At 57.5% G+C, this 17,458-nt stretch carries 12 protein-coding genes; 4 read left to right on the forward strand and 8 right to left on the reverse strand.

Annotated features, from left to right (window positions below; all coding sequences use genetic code 11):
- The first annotated feature begins 196 nt into the window (after positions 1–196).
- Positions 197–4,099 carry an ATP-dependent RNA helicase HrpA gene (hrpA, locus tag F3J31_RS00235; RefSeq protein WP_167210520.1) on the forward strand — a complete coding sequence of 1,301 codons (3,903 nt, stop codon included), beginning with the start codon at positions 197–199 and terminating at the stop codon, positions 4,097–4,099.
- A gap of 81 nt (positions 4,100–4,180) precedes the next feature.
- Here the strand turns inward: hrpA and F3J31_RS00240 are convergent, their stop codons facing one another.
- The 5 genes from F3J31_RS00240 to F3J31_RS00260 all read right to left on the reverse strand — a co-directional run bounded on the left by F3J31_RS00240 (position 4,181) and on the right by F3J31_RS00260 (position 10,536).
- Entirely contained in the window at positions 4,181–4,840 is a 660-nt protein-coding gene (locus F3J31_RS00240) for an O-methyltransferase (protein ID WP_167210523.1), read from the reverse strand.
- An 84-nt stretch (positions 4,841–4,924) separates the two neighbouring features.
- Positions 4,925–6,304 (reverse strand): efflux transporter outer membrane subunit, encoded by a 1,380-nt coding sequence (locus F3J31_RS00245; RefSeq protein ID WP_167210526.1) that lies wholly within the window; start codon positions 6,302–6,304, stop codon positions 4,925–4,927.
- Positions 6,304–7,383: an HlyD family secretion protein gene (locus F3J31_RS00250; RefSeq protein WP_047746356.1), complete on the reverse strand. Its 1,080-nt coding sequence runs from the start codon at positions 7,381–7,383 to the stop codon at positions 6,304–6,306. The genes F3J31_RS00245 and F3J31_RS00250 overlap by 1 nt, the downstream gene beginning before the upstream one ends.
- Before the next feature lie 22 nt (positions 7,384–7,405).
- Positions 7,406–9,058, reverse strand: a complete 1,653-nt coding sequence (locus F3J31_RS00255; protein WP_045910485.1) for an MFS transporter — start codon at positions 9,056–9,058, stop codon at positions 7,406–7,408.
- A gap of 158 nt (positions 9,059–9,216) precedes the next feature.
- A complete protein-coding gene (locus F3J31_RS00260) occupies positions 9,217–10,536 on the reverse strand; it encodes an MFS transporter (protein ID WP_046092563.1) in 1,320 nt (439 codons plus the stop codon).
- A 327-nt stretch (positions 10,537–10,863) separates the two neighbouring features.
- On the opposite strand from F3J31_RS00260, the gene F3J31_RS00265 reads away from it, so the two are divergent.
- Positions 10,864–11,658: a YdcF family protein gene (locus tag F3J31_RS00265; RefSeq protein WP_167210529.1), complete on the forward strand. Its 795-nt coding sequence runs from the start codon at positions 10,864–10,866 to the stop codon at positions 11,656–11,658.
- Positions 11,659–11,720: 62 nt separating this feature from the next.
- Here the strand turns inward: F3J31_RS00265 and gap are convergent, their stop codons facing one another.
- Positions 11,721–12,722 (reverse strand): type I glyceraldehyde-3-phosphate dehydrogenase, encoded by a 1,002-nt coding sequence (gene gap / locus F3J31_RS00270; RefSeq protein ID WP_024908382.1) that lies wholly within the window; start codon positions 12,720–12,722, stop codon positions 11,721–11,723.
- A gap of 189 nt (positions 12,723–12,911) precedes the next feature.
- On the opposite strand from gap, the gene cybB reads away from it, so the two are divergent.
- Entirely contained in the window at positions 12,912–13,442 is a 531-nt protein-coding gene (cybB, locus tag F3J31_RS00275) for a cytochrome b561 (RefSeq protein ID WP_045910487.1), read from the forward strand.
- An 89-nt stretch (positions 13,443–13,531) separates the two neighbouring features.
- On the opposite strand, the gene F3J31_RS00280 is transcribed toward cybB, so the two are convergent.
- Complete coding sequence (locus F3J31_RS00280; RefSeq protein ID WP_167210532.1) at positions 13,532–14,599, reverse strand: oxidoreductase; 1,068 nt, start codon at positions 14,597–14,599, stop codon at positions 13,532–13,534.
- Positions 14,600–14,612: 13 nt separating this feature from the next.
- Entirely contained in the window at positions 14,613–15,356 is a 744-nt protein-coding gene (locus tag F3J31_RS00285) for a DeoR/GlpR family DNA-binding transcription regulator (RefSeq protein ID WP_023618764.1), read from the reverse strand.
- 740 nt (positions 15,357–16,096) lie between these two features.
- On the opposite strand from F3J31_RS00285, the gene F3J31_RS00290 reads away from it, so the two are divergent.
- Complete coding sequence (locus tag F3J31_RS00290) at positions 16,097–17,434, forward strand: TolC family outer membrane protein (RefSeq protein WP_126288856.1); 1,338 nt, start codon at positions 16,097–16,099, stop codon at positions 17,432–17,434.
- The last annotated feature ends 24 nt before the right edge of the window (positions 17,435–17,458 follow it).

Below are 17,458 nucleotides of genomic sequence, written 5' to 3' on the forward strand. Positions count from 1 at the left end.
CTGTTGTTGCATTTGATTGAAGGGGGTTGCCCCGTTGCTTGTTGACACTCTATTCACAATCCTGCCACAGAGATAGCGCAATATATCGAAGCCTATGTTCGAATTTTTTGAATAAGGCGCGAAAGGCGTCAGTGTGGTACTCTATAGCAATCATTAAAAAGAGAGTTTATCAGGGCGTGTACTGCCCTTTAACGCTATGACAGAACAACAAAAATTCACCTTCCCGATGCTCCTGCAACAGCTCGATTCTCTGACGCTGCGCGACAAACAGCGCTTCGTCCGCCGTCTGCACGGTGTCAAGAAGGTTAAAAATCCTGATGCACAACAGGCCATTTACCAGGAGATGGCGAAAGAGATTGAACAGGCAGCAGGGAAGGTTGTGCTGCGCGAAGCTGCGCGCCCGGCGATTACCTACCCGGAAAACCTGCCCGTCAGCCAGAAGAAACAGGACATTCTTGAGGCCGTCCGCGACCACCAGGTGGTGATTGTCGCGGGTGAAACCGGTTCGGGGAAAACCACCCAGCTGCCGAAAATCTGTATGGAGCTGGGCCGCGGGATCAAAGGCCTGATTGGCCACACCCAGCCGCGTCGTCTGGCGGCGCGCACCGTTGCCAACCGTATTGCCGAAGAGCTGCAGACGGAGCCGGGCGGCTGCATCGGCTACAAGGTCCGTTTCAGCGATCACGTTAGCGACAACACCATGGTCAAACTAATGACCGACGGTATTCTGCTGGCGGAAATCCAGCAGGATCGCCTGCTGATGCAGTATGACACCATCATCATTGACGAAGCGCACGAGCGCAGCCTGAACATCGACTTCCTGCTCGGCTACCTGAAAGAGCTGCTGCCGCGTCGCCCGGATCTGAAAGTGATCATCACCTCCGCGACCATCGATCCGGAGCGCTTCTCGAAGCACTTCAACAATGCGCCGATTATCGAGGTGTCAGGTCGCACGTATCCCGTGGAAGTGCGCTATCGCCCGATTGTGGAAGAGGCGGATGATACCGAGCGCGACCAGCTGCAGGCCATTTTTGATGCCGTTGACGAGCTGGGTAACGAAAGCGCGGGCGACATTCTGATCTTCATGAGCGGCGAACGCGAAATCCGCGATACCGCCGATGCGCTCAGCAAGCGCGACCTGCGCCACACCGAGATCCTGCCGCTGTACGCCCGCCTGTCCAATAGCGAACAGAACCGCGTCTTCCAGCCGCACAGCGGACGCCGCATCGTCCTGGCAACCAACGTGGCGGAAACCTCGCTCACCGTGCCGGGCATTAAATACGTGATCGATCCGGGTACGGCGCGCATCAGCCGCTACAGCTACCGTACCAAGGTTCAGCGGCTGCCGATTGAGCCCGTTTCGCAGGCGTCTGCTAACCAGCGTAAGGGCCGCTGTGGCCGCGTGTCGGAAGGGATCTGTATTCGTCTCTATTCCGAAGACGATTTCCTGTCGCGTCCGGAATTTACCGACCCGGAAATTCTGCGCACCAACCTGGCGTCCGTTATCCTGCAGATGACCGCCCTGGGGCTGGGCGACATCGCGGCGTTTCCGTTCGTCGAGGCGCCGGACAAACGCAACATCCAGGACGGCGTGCGTCTGCTGGAAGAGCTCGGGGCGATCACCACCGACGAGCAGGCGACGGTCTACAAACTGACGCCGCTGGGTCGCCAGCTCAGCCAGCTGCCGGTCGACCCGCGTCTGGCACGCATGGTGCTGGAAGCGCAAAAGCACGGCTGCGTGCGCGAGGCGATGATCATTACCTCGGCGCTCTCCATTCAGGATCCGCGTGAGCGTCCGATGGACAAACAGCAGGCGTCGGACGAAAAGCACCGCCGCTTCCACGACAAAGAGTCCGATTTCCTCGCCTTTGTGAACCTGTGGAACTACCTCGGCGAGCAGCAGAAGGCGCTCTCCTCGAATCAGTTCCGCCGTCAGTGCCGCGTAGATTTCCTCAACTACCTGCGCGTGCGCGAGTGGCAGGATATCTACACCCAGCTTCGCCAGGTGGTGAAAGAGCTGGGCATTCCGGTCAACAGCGAACCGGCGGAGTACCGCGAAATCCATATCGCGCTGCTGACCGGCCTGCTGTCCCACATCGGCATGAAGGACGCGGAGAAGCAGGAATATACCGGCGCACGTAATGCGCGTTTCTCTATCTTCCCCGGTTCCGGCCTGTTCAAGAAGCCGCCAAAGTGGACCATGGTCGCGGAGCTGGTGGAAACCAGCCGCCTGTGGGGACGCATTGCCGCGCGTATCGATCCGGAATGGGTGGAGCCGGTGGCGCAGCATCTGCTTAAGCGCTCGTACAGTGAACCGCACTGGGAGCGCGCGCAGGGCGCGGTGATGGCGACCGAAAAAGTGACCGTTTACGGCCTGCCGGTCGTCGCCGCGCGTAAGGTCAACTACAGTCAGATCGATCCGGCCTTGTGCCGCGAGCTGTTTATCCGCCACGCGCTGGTGGAGGGCGACTGGCAGACGCGGCACGCCTTCTTCCGTGAAAACCTGAAGCTGCGTGCTGAAGTGGAAGAGCTGGAGCATAAATCGCGCCGCCGCGACATTCTGGTGGATGATGAAGCGCTGTTCGAGTTTTATGACCAGCGCATCAGCCACGACGTCATCTCCGCTCGCCATTTCGACAGCTGGTGGAAGAAGGCCAGCAAAGAGACGCCGGACCTGCTCAACTTTGAAAAGAGTATGCTGATTAAAGAGGGCGCGGAGTCGGTCAGCAAGCTCGACTACCCGAACTTCTGGCATCAGGGCAACCTCAAGCTGCGTCTGACCTATCAGTTTGAGCCGGGGGCAGACGCGGACGGCGTGACCGTCCACATTCCGCTGCCGCTGTTAAACCAGGTGGATGAGAGCGGGTTCGAGTGGCAAATCCCCGGCCTGCGCCGCGAGCTGGTGATTGCGCTGATCAAATCCCTGCCGAAACCGGTGCGCCGCAACTTTGTGCCTGCGCCAAACTACGCGGAAGCGTTTTTGGGCCGCGTCACGCCGCTGGAGCTGCCGCTACTGGACGCGCTGGAGCGTGAGTTCCGCCGTATGACCGGAACGACCATCGACCGCGACGACTGGAACTGGGATCAGGTGCCCGATCACCTGAAAATCAGCTTCCGCGTGGTGGACGATAAAAATAAAAAGCTGCTGGAAGGGCGTTCCCTGAGCGAGCTGAAAGAGGCGCTGAAAGGCAAAGTCCAGGAGACGCTGTCTGCGGTGGCCGACGACGGCATCGAGCAGAGCGGGCTGCATATCTGGAGCTTTGGCCAGCTTCCGGAAAGCTACGAGCAGAAGCGCGGCAACTATAAGGTGAAAGCCTGGCCTGCGCTGGTGGACGAGCGCGACAGCGTGGCGATCAAACTGTTTGATAACCCGCAGGAACAGCAGCAGATGATGTGGCGCGGGCTGCGTCGCCTGCTGCTGCTCAACATCCCGTCGCCGATCAAATATCTGCACGAGAAGCTGCCGAACAAGGCCAAGCTGGGGCTCTACTTTAACCCGTACGGCAAAGTGCTGGATCTGATTGACGACTGCATCTCCTGCGGCGTGGACAAACTGATCCACGAGGCGGGCGGCCCGGTCTGGACGGAAGAGGGCTTTGCTCAGCTGCATGAAAAGGTGCGCGCGGAGCTGAACGACACCGTGGTGGAGATTGCCAAACAGGTCGAGCAGATCCTCACCACCGTGTTCAATATCAACAAGCGTCTGAAAGGGCGCGTGGATATGACCATGGCGCTGGGGCTGTCGGACGTGAAGGCGCAGATGGCGGGGCTGGTTTACCGCGGCTTTGTTACCGGCAACGGCTTCAACCGTCTTGGCGATACGCTGCGCTATCTGCAGGCGATTGAAAAACGGCTGGAGAAGATGGCTATCGACCCGCACCGCGACCGCGCGCAGATGCTGAAAGTGGAGAGCGTGCAGCAGGCGTGGCAGCAATGGCTGAACAAGCTGCCGCCAGCGCGCCGCGACGATGAAGACGTGCAGGCGATCCGCTGGATGATCGAGGAGCTGCGCGTCAGCTTCTTTGCCCAGCAGCTCGGTACGCCGTATCCGATTTCGGATAAGCGTATTCTGCAAGCGATGGAGCAGATTTCCGGTTAAACCCTTGCCCGGTGGCGCTGCGCTTACCGGGCCTACGGGAGAACGGGTAGGCCGGGTAAGGCGTAGCCGCCACCCGGCTGGTTATCGTTCTACAATCGCCAGCGTAAACCCATCCCAACCCTTAATCCCCACCGTTTGCAGCGCGGTGGCGGTTAAGCGCGGGTTATCCCTCATCATCTCAATAAAACGCCGCACGCCCAGCACGCGCGCATCGTCGCTTTCCCCGTTGATTACCTCGCCGTCACGCACCACGTTATCGCCGATAATTACCGTGCCGGGGCGGGAGTAGTGCAGCGCCCATTCCAGATAGCCGGGATTGTTTGGCTTATCGGCATCAATAAAGATCAGGTCGAACGGCGGAACCTCACCGAAATTCTCCAGCGAGCTCAGGGCCGGGCCTTCAATTAATTCAATACGTTCGTCTAGCCCCGCGAGGTGAATATTCTGGCGGGCAACCCCGGCATGCGTCGGATCGGCCTCAAGCGTAATCAGCTTACCGTCCGGCGGCAGCGCACGCGCCATCCAGATTGAGCTGTAGGCACCCAGCGTCCCAATCTCAAGAATGCGTCTTGCCTGCGTCATGCGCACGAACAGCGCCAGCAGCTGCCCCTGATTGGCCGCGACATCGTGTTCGGGTAGCCCGGCGCGCTTGTTGTTTTCCAGCACCTGATTCAATACGTCATCGTCAGGAATCAGCGACGAGATCATGAAATTATCAACTGCAGACCACTGTTGTTGCATAGATTGTCTCCTGAGGGGGAATCGCCGGGTGGCGGCTGCGCCTTACCCGGCCTACGTGACGAAATCCAGGCCCGTTAAGCGCCTTCAGACATTGACCCAGCCGCCGCCCAGCGCTTTATACAAATCAATCTGCGCCAGCAGCAGGTTATTTTTCACCTGCACGACGCTGGTCTGGACCGAGAACAGCGTGCGCTGCGCGTCCAGCACGTCAAGATAGGAGGAATAACCGTTGCGATAGCGATTCTGCGCAATGCGCAACGTCTCCTGGGCCACATCCTGCTGGGCAAGCAGCTCCGTCAGCTGTTCCTGATAGCGACTTATCGCATCAAGGCTGTTGTTCACTTCGGCAAACGCGTTACGCACGGTTTTTTCATAGGCGTACAGCGCCTGGTTTCGCTGGGACTGGGAAATATCCACCTGCGCATTCAGCGCCTGGCGGTTCAGCAGCGGGGCGAGAATACTGCCTCCGACGCTCCAGAGCTGAAGCGGGTTGTCCAGCAGGCCGGAGAGGGTGCGATCCTGAACCGATCCGCTGGCGGTCAGGTTGATCGACGGCAGCAGGCTGGCGCGCGACGCCGCGAGCGAGGCGTCAGCCGCCACCAGCTGGCGTTCGGCCTGGACGATATCCGGGCGGCGGTTCAGGAGCGCAGAAGGCAGCTGCGACGGCAGCGTCAGCGGCGTCAGTGCCGCAAAGCTTGCGCTGCGCGCCACGTCGCCGGGGTTGCTTCCCAGCAGCAGGCTCAGGGCATTCTCCTGCTGTGCAATCTGGTGCTGCAGCACGGGCACCTGCGCCCGTGTTGAGCGAAGCTCGGAATCCGACTGCATCAGCTCCAGACGCGAGCTGTAGCCCGTCTCAAACTGACGTTTCGCGAGGTTAAATGCCTCCTCGCGCGATTTCAGCGTGGATTCGGTCACCCGCAGCTGCTCGTCAAGCGAGAGCAGGGTGACATACCCGGATGCCACAGACGAGGCGACGGTCAAATCCGCGGCCGCGGCCGCGGCTTTTTGCGCCGCCAGCGAGGCTTCGGCAGCGCGCGAGGTGCTGCGGTTGACGCCCCAGATATCCACGTCATAGCTCGCCGTCAGGCTCCCTCTGTACAGCGTGCCGTAAACCGGCAGCCCGGTCGCGGCGGATTGTGAACGGGCGCGCGTCCCCGTTACGCCTACGTCGAGGGAGGGAAACAGGCTGCCGTCGGCCGCATAGACCCGCGCCTGATACTCGTTTATCCGTTCGCGGGCGATCAGCACGTCGCTGTTATGCTGTAGCGCCTGGTCCACATAGCGGTTGAGATGGTTGTCATGGAAATTACGCCACCAGAGCTGCTCCGTCGGGCTGGCAGGGCCGGAGACGGTGCGCCACTGGGTGGGGATGTGCAGCGTCGGCTGCGCCGGTTTGACGTCAACGGACTGGCATCCGGCCAGCATGACCGCCGCCACCAGCGCGGCTATCGGGCGAAGGATCATTACTTCGCCTCCCGTGTATCAATGGTCACCTGTACCGACATACCCGGACGCAGCAGCGCGGAATCTTCTGGCTTACCGAGTACCTCAATGCGCACCGGAATACGCTGGGCTATTTTGACAAAGTTGCCGGTGGCGTTGTCCGGCGTGATGGCGCTGAACTCCACGCCGGTTGCCGGGGAGATGCTCTCCACGCGGCCCTGATACGCTTTGTTGTTCAGGGCATCAACGGTGAACTTCACCGGCTGACCGACGCGCAGCTCCGCGAGCTGGGTCTCTTTAATGTTGGCGATGACCCAGTGCTGCGGCGGCACCAGGGTGGTGAGGTGCGTCCCGGCGGTCACATATGCCCCGAGGCGCACGGCGATCTGGCCGAGCTGACCGTCACGCGGTGCCACAATGCGGGTGTTTTGCAGGTCAATCTGTGCCAGCTCCAGCGCCGCTTTGGCGTTTTCAACATCCGCCTCCAGCGCACCGCGATTGACAATCACCGTCTGCAGATCCTGACGCGACATCTCAAGCGCGGCTTTCGCCTGGTCGATATCGGCGCTGCCCTGAGCGGCACTGGCCAGCGCCGCGTCGCGCTCGCGAATGGAAAGCGAGCCGTCAGACGTCAGCTCTTTCACCCGCTTTAAATCCGCCTGGCTTTTCAGGCTCTGGGCGCGGGCATTTTTCAGCGCAGCGTCATTTTTGGCGATCGTTGCTTCGGCGCTTTTACGCTGCTGCAGGTTGTTATTCAGGGCGGCAATTTTCATCGCCAGCTGCGCCTCGGCCTGGTGCACCCGCTGACGGTAGATACGGTCATCAATCTGCAGCAGCAGGTCGCCTTTTTTGACCTGCTCAAAGTCCTGAACCTTCACCTCGGTGATATAGCCGTTCACCTGCGGGCTGATAAACGTCGTCTGGCCGCGCACGTAGGCGTTATCGGTAAACTGCGCGTGACGGGTGAACGGCGGCAGCTGCCACGCATAAAGGATTACCAGCACGCCGACGATACCGATGGCGGCGGCGGTGAAAACGGAAACAATGCGCACATTTTTGCGGGTGTTGGCCTGCTCTTTGGCGGCATCCTGCTGACTCATAAACTCTCCAGAAGTATTTCAATTATTTGTTGCCGGTGGCGTTCTTCAGCGCCAGACGGGCAGTGATGCGCAGGCGCAGCAAGCGCCATAAAATCCAGACCAGCGTGGCGGCAGCGATGCTCGCCGTCAGCAGATAAGTATCGTTATAAGCCAGAATATTCGCCTCCAGCGCGGTCACCGTTTGCAGCTGCGTTATCGCCTGGGTGCCCAGCAGCGCGCTGTCACCAATCAGGCTTTTGTACATTTGGGTATAAAGCTGAATTCGCTCGTTGACCAGCGGGTTGAGCGTGGTGAGCTGGTCCGCCAGCAGGCTGGAGTGGTACTTCTCGCGCCAGGTCTGGAAGGTGCCGAGGATCGCGGAGCCCAGCAGGCCACCGAGGTTCTGGCTCATGCCAAACATCACCGAGAAGCTGACCAGGTTACGCGGGTCGGCGATCACCCCGCCAATGGCGGCCAGCATAGCGGGCGCCAGGAAGAAGGCGCTGCCGAAGCCCAGCAGGAACTGGCTTACCATCAACTGATCCGGACGGGTCAGGTTGTTGGACTGGCTGTCCAGGAGCGAGGCAACAATCATCAGCGCCAGGGAGGTAATGATTGGCCACGCCAGTTTCGTCGGCTTGATGGTGAGACAGCTGGTGACAATCCCGCAGACGATCCCGGCGAAAATAGACCATGCCAGATGCGTCATCTGCTCGTTCTGTAAGCCCACATACTGCAGCCAGCCGATGACGCCGGTGTTTTGCTCGGCCAGCACGATTCGGATCAGCAGCATAATTAGCCCCAGGCGGACGATGCTGCCGCTCGACAGCCAGCGGGTGTTCAGCAGCGGGTTGCTGCGGTTATGTTCAAAGACGATGGCTGCGACAATCAGCACCAGCGATAGGGCCAGCGACCAGCCGATCCACGGCGCTTCGAACCACCAGTCCAGACGGCCTAAAGAGAGCACGGCGCAGAGGAGGGCCATCCCGGGGGCCATTAAAAAGAAGGTGATAAAGTCTTTTTTCTCGAAGACCTTGCGCCGGTCGCCCGGCGGCAGTTTTAAGGCTATCACGCAGGCCAGGGAGATCAGCGCCAGCCCCAGCTCGAAGAAATAGAGCCCGCGCCACTCGTCCAGCTGCAGCAGCTCGGTCGAAAACAGGCGGGCCAGCGGGATGGCGAGCGACGATCCGGTGATGCCGATGGTCAGCGCCTTCAGGCGGTGCTTCGCAGGCCAGGCCTGGATTTGATAGTAAATCCCCAGTGAGCTGAGCGCGGCGGCCACCATGCCGTGCGCGGCGCGAACCATCAGCGCCGAGCTGAGATCGTTTACGAAAAGATGGAAGAAGGTGACCAGCACGTACAGCACCAGAAAACCTTCCGTAAAGGCGCGCAAACCGTACTGCTGGCGGAATTTCACCAGCAGCAGGTTGATGGAGATGTTGGTCATCACATAGACCGCGGGCAGCCAGGCGATTTCGGTGGACCAGGCCCCGAAAGTCCCCTGCAAATTTTGCAGGTTGGCGGTCACCACCGCATTCCCCAGCGCCCCCGTCAGGCAGACCAGCAGACCCACGACGCCGTAGGCAATGCGTTTTGGCGTGCTGTGTTCGGGCGTGGAGGGCGAACCCAACAGGGCGGGTTTCTCATGTGGCTGCCACTCGCGAGGAGCATAAGGGTCGCGTTCGGGCAGGCGCATAACGTCGTTTACCTTAGAAATGATTGAATAATTAGCGGGCTAGCGATTCTACGTCTGCCGCAAATGATAATTCAAGTGAATATGATTTACGCATGTTAATCAAATGGTGAAGGGAAATTTAAGGAAAAAGAGCGGCCCGCAGGACGGGCCGGGAAGGGTCAGAGACGTTCGGGCTGCGCCTGGATGAGAGTGGCGCGCTTAACGCGGCTGGCGCAGAAAATCGCGATTAAAGAAATGGTCACCGTGACGGCAAGATACCAGGCCACCGGCACCCAGTCGCCGTCGTATTTTGCCAGCAGTCCGGTCGCAATCAGCGGCGCGGTACCGCCTGCCAGCGCGGCACCCAATTGATAGCCGAGCGTAATGCCGGTGTAGCGCACGTTTGCACTAAAGATTTCAGAGCACAGCGTGCCGAGTACCGCGGTGACAGGGGCCCACAACACGCCAAAGGCGATGACCGTCGCGAGCACGATACCCCATGTGGTGCCGGTATTGAGCAGCATAAACCACGGTACGATAAACAGGCCCAGCACGAAGACGCTGATCGCGTACATGCGCTGACGGCCTACCTTATCGGAGAGCAGCCCCATTAGCGGGATCATAATGGTCGCCACCAGCGCACCCAGCGTCACGGCTTCCAGCGCCTGCGATTTCTGGTACGTCAGCGTGCTGGTGGCATAGCTCACCACGAAGGTCGAGAAGATGTAGAAGGGGGCGGTTTCAACCACCTTCAGACCGGCGGCAATCAGCACTTCGCGCCAGTGATGCTTCAGCGTATCGCGCAGCGGGGCCTTAGCCACCTGACCGGACGCTTTGACTCGCTGAAAATCGGGCGTTTCATCAATATCTTTGCGGATCCACAGGCCGAGCAACACCAGAACCGAGCTCAGCAGGAACGGGATGCGCCAGCCCCAGGAGAGGAAATCCGCCTCGCTGAACAGGGTCATCAGCGAAACGATAAAAGTTGCCATCAGCATACCGATGGTGACGCCCGCCTGCGGAATACTGCCGAAGAAGCCTTTACGTTTTTCTGGCGCATATTCATAGGCCAGCAGTAGCGCGCCGCCCCATTCACCGCCAATGCCCATCCCCTGAATGATACGCATCAGGATCAGCAGAGCGGGCGCCCACAGGCCAATCATCTCATACGTGGGCAGCAGGCCAATCATGACGGTTGCACCTCCCATCAAAGAGAGGGTCAGCACGAGGGTTTTTTTACGTCCGATGCGGTCGCCAATGTGAGCGAAAAGTACCCCGCCAATGGGGCGAATAAAGAAGGTTAATGAGAAAGAGAGATAAGAGAGGATGAGTCCAATCACCGGATCGACCATCGGGAAAAAGATCTTATTGAAGACCAGCGCGGCCGCCGTACCGTAGAGAAAATAGTCAAACCATTCAATGGCACTCCCGGTAAGGCTGGCGATTAACACCTTTTTATTTTTTCGTAATACCGTCGTCGTACTTTCATGTTCTGTCATGACCTGAAACCCCGCCACGTTGATGATGAGAGAGGTGTCACCTGGCGCGCTTCAGGTGCAACCTGTGATGATGAAAAAGGTTGTGAAATTGTTAAGCAACTTAGGGTTGGATGTTGCGTTTAGCAAGCGCAGGGGGGATAAAACTGGTCAGATCACGGTGAAATAAGTAGCGTTGGGTGCTTTTTCATGACGCCTGTACAATACAATGTTTTGTAAGGCTGGAAATCAAAAGCATAATAAGCAGGTGCAACCCGATGATTTTTGGATGTTTCTGGTTATTTCAGAAAAATGATAAATTCGGTGCTTCAACAACGTGAGGAGTTCACCATGGTTCAGCCCCATTTTCCCGTTCTGGCGAATGCCACGCTGGCGGCCATCAATACTGTCGGTGAATGGCTGGCGCAGGATGACCTGAGCGCGACGCGTCCGCTCCCGGAAGTCGATGCGGTGATTCTGGCAGGAAACGCGGTGATCCCAACCATTGACGCGGCCTGCCGGATGGCCTCTCAGCAAGACGTGCCGCTTCTGATTAGCGGCGGCATCGGGCATTCGACTAGCTTTTTATATACCGCGATTGGCAATCATCCGTGTTACCACACCGTACCGGTCACGGGGCGGCCTGAAGCGAGCATTCTTGCCGACATTGCGCGGGCGTTCTGGCAGATCCCCGAGGCGCAGCTGTGGGTTGAGGATCGCTCCACCAACTGCGGTGAAAACGCGCGCTTTAGCTGGAACATGCTGAAACAGCATCATCGAACGACCGGGCGGGTGCTGGTGGTGCAGGATCCGACGATGCAGCGCCGCACGATGGCGACATTTGCCCGCGTTTGTCGGGATGAGCCCATTTCGCCGCAGTGGGTCAGCCATCCGGGGTTTACGCCGACGCTGCAAAACGGTAACGAGGGCGTGGAATTCAGCGAGGGCAACACCGGCCTGTGGCCCGTTGACCGTTACCTTTCACTGGTTATGGGGGAGCTGCCGCGCCTGTATGATAACGCCAACGGCTATGGCCCGGCCGGGCGGGATTTTATCGCCCACGTTGCCTTTCCGGAGGCGGTGACTGCCGCGTGGAAACAGCTACAGCAGGATCCTGTCCTGAAGGGTGCACGTAATATAATTTAGGCACGGAAAAATCCCCTCGCCCCTTTGGGGAGAGGGTTAGGGGGAGGGGTGGGTGGGAAAAATCACAGCGCCGCAAACTTATCCAGCGTCCGCACCAGCTGCGTCACAAACCCATACTCGTTGTCATACCAGGCAACGGCTTTCACCAGTTGAAGGTCTCCCGCTTCTGACACCTCCGTCTGCGTGGCGTCAAACACTGAACCATAATGTGAACCAATCACATCTGACGACACGATCTCTTCATCGGTATACCCGAACGATTTATTGCCCTGCGTCGCCTTTTTCAGCGCGGCGTTGATCTCCTCAACGGTCACTTTCTTGCCCAGAATGGCCACCAGTTCGGTAACGGAGCCCGTTTTAACCGGCACGCGCTGCGCGTGGCCTTTCAGTTTGCCGCTGAGCGCAGGGATCACCAGACCAATGGCTTTGGCGGCGCCGGTGGTATGCGGAATGATATTCTCTGCCGCCGCCCGCGAGGCGCGAAGATCTTTCCCGCGCGGGCCATCCACCAGCGCCTGGGTACCGGTATAGGCGTGAATGGTGGTCATGGTGCCCACCTTAATTTCAAACGCGTCGTTCAGGGCTTTCGCCAGCGGGGCGAGGCAATTGGTGGTGCAGGAGGCGACGGAGATGATGGTGTCACCGGCGTCAATGGTGTCGTCGTTCACGCTGTAGACGATGGTTTTCATGTCACCCGCAGGCGCAGAGATCAGCACCTTCTTCGCGCCCGCGTCCAGGTGCGCCCGTGATTTTTCTTCAGACGTATAAAAACCGGTGCACTCCACGACGATATCCACACCTGCGGTTTTCCACGGAATATGCTTTGCCTCTTTTTCGGCATAGACCGCTATGGTTTTACCGTCAACAATCAGCGCATCCTCGGTGAAATCCACGCTCCACGGGAAGCCACCGTAGTTGGAATCATGCCTGAGCAGGTAGGCCAGCACTTTGGGGGAGGTGAGGTCGTTGATGGCGACGACGGTATTACTATCCTGGGTTTCAAGAAGGCGACGCAGAACAAGACGTCCGATGCGTCCAAAGCCGTTAATGCCAATTTTACTCATGGTGTTCTCCTGTAAACGTGTCGATGCGACAGTTTGAACTCATCCAGGCTTAGACCATCACGGGCAGGGCGGCAATTGAAGATGCTTCATGCGGGGGGAAGTATTTGAAAAACCATACAGAAAAGTTAATGAATTTTTAAGGAAAGGGGATTATGTTGGCGCGGTAACTGTTTTTAATCGAGAAATCACATGCGCACTAAATATACAAGCCTGCAAATCGGCATCCACTGGCTGGTGTTTCTGTTAATCATCGTCGCTTACTGCGCGATGGAGTTCAGAGGTTTCTTCCCGCGCACCGCGCGTCCGGCGATCAATATGATCCACGTCTCATGCGGGATCGGTATTCTGGTGCTGATGGTGACGCGTCTGCTGGTTCGCCTGAAGTTCCGCGCGCCGCCGATTCAACCGAAGCCAAAAGCGATGGTGACGGGGATGTCTCATCTGGGGCATCTGGTAGTGTATCTGCTGTTTATTGCGCTGCCGCTGATTGGCATTGTGATGATGTATAACCGGGGCAGCGACTGGTTTGCCTTTGGCCTGGCGATGCCGCATGCGGCGGAGTCCAATTTTGACCTGGTGGATACGCTGAAGGCGTGGCACGAGACGCTGGCAAACCTGGGGTATTTTGTGATTGGCCTGCACGCGGCGGCGGCGCTGATGCATCACTATTTCTGGAAAGATAATACTCTTCTGCGCATGATGCCGAAAAAGCGTTCGTAGTCTTCTCGCCCGGCGGCGCTTCGCTTGCACGGGCCTACAAACGGCTCTGAATCGTAGGCCGGGTAAGCGCAGCGCCACCCGGCTTGTTTTTAACCCAACAGAGCACGCTCTTCGGCACTTAACGCCAGCGCCTGGGTTGACCCTGTCTCCGAGGACTTCACCGCCGCTTCCAGCACGGCCATGACTGCCAGTGCCTCAACCGGGTGGACCGGATTGGTGATTTTCCCAAGCAGCGCGTCACGCACATTGATGTAATACTGGCGCTGATCGCCTTTCGGAGTAGGGATCGTCTGCGATGCGCCGTCAGCGCCAAAGAACACCATACTGTCGATGTCTTCGCCCCAGGTTTCACTGCCCGGGATCACCCCGGAGAGCAGCTGTGCTTCCTGCTGATCGATTCTGGCCTTCACCACGCTGCCCTTGTCCCCGTGGACGGCAAAGCGCGCCGTTCCGCCTGCCACCAGCATGCTGGCGTGCAGAATCACCTTATGCTCCGGATAGTTTAAGACCACGTGCGCCCAGTCGTTGATTTCTGCGCCGTCGCGCAGCGTCGCGATATTCCCCTGAACCGACTGCGGCAGACCAAAGAGCTGTAGCGTCTGGTCGATAAGATGAGGCCCCAGGTCAAACCACAGGCCGCTCCCGGGGACATTCTGCTCACGCCAGCGCACGCGCACTTCCGGGCGGAAGCGGTCGATATGCGACTCCAGGTGCTTAACCTTGCCGAGCGTGCCTTGCTCAATGACCTGCTTAATGCCGAGGAAATCGCTGTCCCAGCGGCGGTTGTGGAAGACAGAAAGCAGTAGCTGCTTTTCCTCCGCCAGCGCAATCAGGTCGCGGGCTTCCTGCATGTCGAGGGTGAAAGGCTTATCCACGACCACGTGTTTGCCTGCGTTCAGGGCCAGCGTCGCCAGCGGGGCGTGCGTGGCGTTGGGGGAGGCAATCACCACCAGGTCAACATCAGGATGCTGAATAGCATCTTCCGGTGTTGCCACTACCTGTACGTCCGGCAGATCGCGTTTCACCTTCTCTTCATCACGAGAAGAGACCACGGCCAGCTTAAGCCCGTCCACAGACTGGATTAACGGGGCATGGAAAGTTTTGCCCACAAATCCATACCCGATCAGCGCAATGTTAATTGTTCGAACTGTACTCATGAACTTCTCCACGTTAATTCGCGCACACCGTGACCTGCAATGCGCCAGGGTCCCCAAGCTCAGGCCAGGGACGATCTAAAAAGAGTTGTTGAATGTTAGATAACCCGGAAACCAGATACGGCTCGCAGCGGTTGACTTTCAGGTGGTCGGCAACAATCCAGTGCGCATGGCTTGCGTCAAGCATCGCGCGTTTAACCTCGGCATCCGCTTCTTTACCGGCGCTCAAACCGAGTTCAGCATGAATGGCGCACGCCCCGAGGATGGCGATATCTGCCCGATAGCGGGACAGCAAGGACAAGGTGGCGCTTCCGGCAAACAGGCGCTGCTTATGGTCCCATTTCCCGCCGAGCAGGATCAGCTCAACGTCTTCCCGGTCGCTAAAGTGCTGGGCGATATCTAGCGACGTGGTAATGACGGTGAGCGGCCCGCGAAGAAAGGAGGCGACAGCCATCACCGTGCTGCCCGCATCCAGAAACAGGGTAGAACCCGCAGGAACCTGCTGTGCGACCTGTTTTCCCAGGCGTTGTTTGGTTTCCGGCAGCAGCGTATTGCGGCCCTGGCGATTCATGGCGGAAAGATTCAGCGCGATGGCCCCGCCGTGGTTCTTCTGCGCCAGCCCCTGGTTTTCCAGGTCGGTCAGATCCCGACGGATGGTATCGGCTGAAACCTGCAGCTTTTCTGCCAGCTCGGTGATGCTGGCCTGGCCTTGCTCGCTCAGGATATCCAGAACGTGGCGTTGTCGTGCGGTTTTGTGCATCGGTCTGCGTTCCTGCAAAATGTCGCAATAGTTTGCATAATACAGCATTTTAACGCAGAGAAAAGGGCAACGTCGTTTTGATGTCGTGGAGAGGCGTGATGATTCAGATGCGTGATTATTAAAATTTTATTAAGCAGGTATAGGTAAGCCGTTTTGAATGTTAACCACAATGTTATTGTTATGTTTTATTTAACGATTTGGGTTATGTAACCACTGCATTCCTATTGTCTGGGTTTTTATTCTGAAAAATATTGTTAGTGTGGCTTTTGATTGCTTTAATTAGTTTATTAATGGCATTAAATTCTAATTTGTCTGGTTTAGCTACTTAAATTGACACTTCTTTGAAAATCTTTGTGTCTGACCCGCCCGGAAATTAACGCAAAAATGTGCAGGTGACGAATTAAGAATTTTCCTTAAATAACAGTCGGTTTATATGTTTCATCTGAAAGGTCATTTTAAGAGTTTTGTCCAGAAACCCCATCTTTTTTCTTAATTGTAACACCACATTAACATTGGGGGTGTAGTGGCTTATAACGCATTTTGTTATGCTGCTAACCACTTTAGGAAATAAGTAAATTCTTAATTTAAATAAGACGCAGGCAGATCTCATCTCCAGAGGAAATGGGTATGGGGAGTTTTACCTAAAATTCGGCAAGGATGCGAAATAAGATATTTGTCTAATTATCTATACCTCTTTTTGGGTAATTGCTTCAGTGTCACTCAGAGTCAGGGAGATAAAAATGACGATATTGCGAAAGCCTATGTTACGTCGATTTACAGCAGCACTGGCATTCATTTCATTAGCCATAAATACGGCGTACGCCAATAGTAGTCAGGTGGGTATTGCCCCGGTTGCCACGACAACCTTAAAAGAAAGTATTCTTTTTGCTATCGATCGCGATCCGTCGATTAGTCAGCAGGCCGCGCAACTCGGTATTGGTCAGGCGCAAATAGATGAAGCGCGCAGCGGCTGGATGCCGCAAATATCGCTGAACGGCAGCACGGGCCATAGCCAGACCACCGATTCCAGCGGGTCGCTGAAGAATTCAGCCGCGTGGGGGCTGAGCCTGACGCAGCTGATATATGACTTTGGCAAGACCAATAACAGCATCAGCCAGTCTTCCGCCCAGCGCGATAGCTACCGCTACCAGCTGATGAGCACGCTCTCTGACGTGGCGGAAAAAACGGCGCTGAGCTATGTCGAGGTCAAACGCTATGCCGATCTGCTGCAGGCGGCAAAGGAGAACGTTCAGGCGCTAAAAAATGTTGAGCAGCTGGCAAAGCTGCGCGCCGACGCGGGCGTGAGCTCGACCTCCGATGAGCTCCAGACCCGCACGCGTATTGCCGGCATGGAGGCGACGGTCGCGCAGTATCACGCCGCCTTAAACAGCGCCCGCGCAAGGCTCGCGGTATTAACCGGAATGCAGGCCGATAACTTTTCGCCTGTACCCGCAAATCTCGCTGTTGAGCCTGATTCGCTCAACCGCATTGATTATTCGCTGATACCGGCGGTCATGGCCGCACAAAACATGGAGCGCTCAGCCCAGTATGGCGTGGAAACGGCGAAGTCCCAGCACTGGCCGACCCTAAGCCTGAAGGGCGGACGTACCCGTTACGAGTCGGACAACCGTTCGTACTGGGACGACCAGATCCAGCTCAACATTGACGCACCGCTTTATCAGGGCGGCGCGGTCTCTGCACGCGTGCGGCAGGCTGAAGGAGCACGGGCGATGGCTTCCTCTCAGGTCGATCAGGCGCGTTTCGATGTCCTGCAAAAAGCCTCCGTCGCGCAGGCGGACTGGACCGGTGCACGGGGAAGAATGGAGGCCGGGAAACAGCAGCTGGAAAATGCCCTGCGCGCCCGTGATGTCTATAAAAATGAGTACACCCTGAGCAAGCGGAGCATTAACGATCTGCTCAGCGTTGAGCAGGATGTCTGGCAGGCCACCTCGGCGAAAATAATCGCTGAGTATGATGGCTGGAGTTCGGCAATTAATTATGCTTCCGCGGTTGATAATTTAATGCCGCTTATTGGAATAGAGAAAAACGCTGCCGCAAAACTACCCGATTTGAGTTAAAAAAAGACGCGTATTGTCGCGAAA

The sequence above is a fragment of the Enterobacter sp. Acro-832 genome (genome assembly GCF_011752745.1).
GTDB classification, from domain to species: Bacteria; Pseudomonadota; Gammaproteobacteria; order Enterobacterales; family Enterobacteriaceae; genus Enterobacter; species Enterobacter quasiroggenkampii.

Bases quoted from the DNA above. Each gene is read 5' to 3' on its own strand.
- F3J31_RS00265 (WP_167210529.1), top strand. From the start codon at position 10,864: ATGGTTCAGCCCCATTTTCCCGTTCTGGCGAATGCCACGCTGGCGGCC.
- F3J31_RS00255 (WP_045910485.1), bottom strand. From the start codon at position 9,058: ATGCGCCTGCCCGAACGCGACCCTTATGCTCCTCGCGAGTGGCAGCCA.
- F3J31_RS00245 (WP_167210526.1), bottom strand. From the start codon at position 6,304: ATGATCCTTCGCCCGATAGCCGCGCTGGTGGCGGCGGTCATGCTGGCC.
- F3J31_RS00280 (WP_167210532.1), bottom strand. From the start codon at position 14,599: ATGAGTACAGTTCGAACAATTAACATTGCGCTGATCGGGTATGGATTT.
- F3J31_RS00250 (WP_047746356.1), bottom strand. From the start codon at position 7,383: ATGAGTCAGCAGGATGCCGCCAAAGAGCAGGCCAACACCCGCAAAAAT.
- F3J31_RS00285 (WP_023618764.1), bottom strand. From the start codon at position 15,356: ATGCACAAAACCGCACGACAACGCCACGTTCTGGATATCCTGAGCGAG.
- cybB (WP_045910487.1), top strand. From the start codon at position 12,912: ATGCGCACTAAATATACAAGCCTGCAAATCGGCATCCACTGGCTGGTG.
- gap (WP_024908382.1), bottom strand. From the start codon at position 12,722: ATGAGTAAAATTGGCATTAACGGCTTTGGACGCATCGGACGTCTTGTT.
- hrpA (WP_167210520.1), top strand. From the start codon at position 197: ATGACAGAACAACAAAAATTCACCTTCCCGATGCTCCTGCAACAGCTC.
- F3J31_RS00240 (WP_167210523.1), bottom strand. From the start codon at position 4,840: ATGCAACAACAGTGGTCTGCAGTTGATAATTTCATGATCTCGTCGCTG.
- F3J31_RS00290 (WP_126288856.1), top strand. From the start codon at position 16,097: ATGACGATATTGCGAAAGCCTATGTTACGTCGATTTACAGCAGCACTG.
- F3J31_RS00260 (WP_046092563.1), bottom strand. From the start codon at position 10,536: ATGACAGAACATGAAAGTACGACGACGGTATTACGAAAAAATAAAAAG.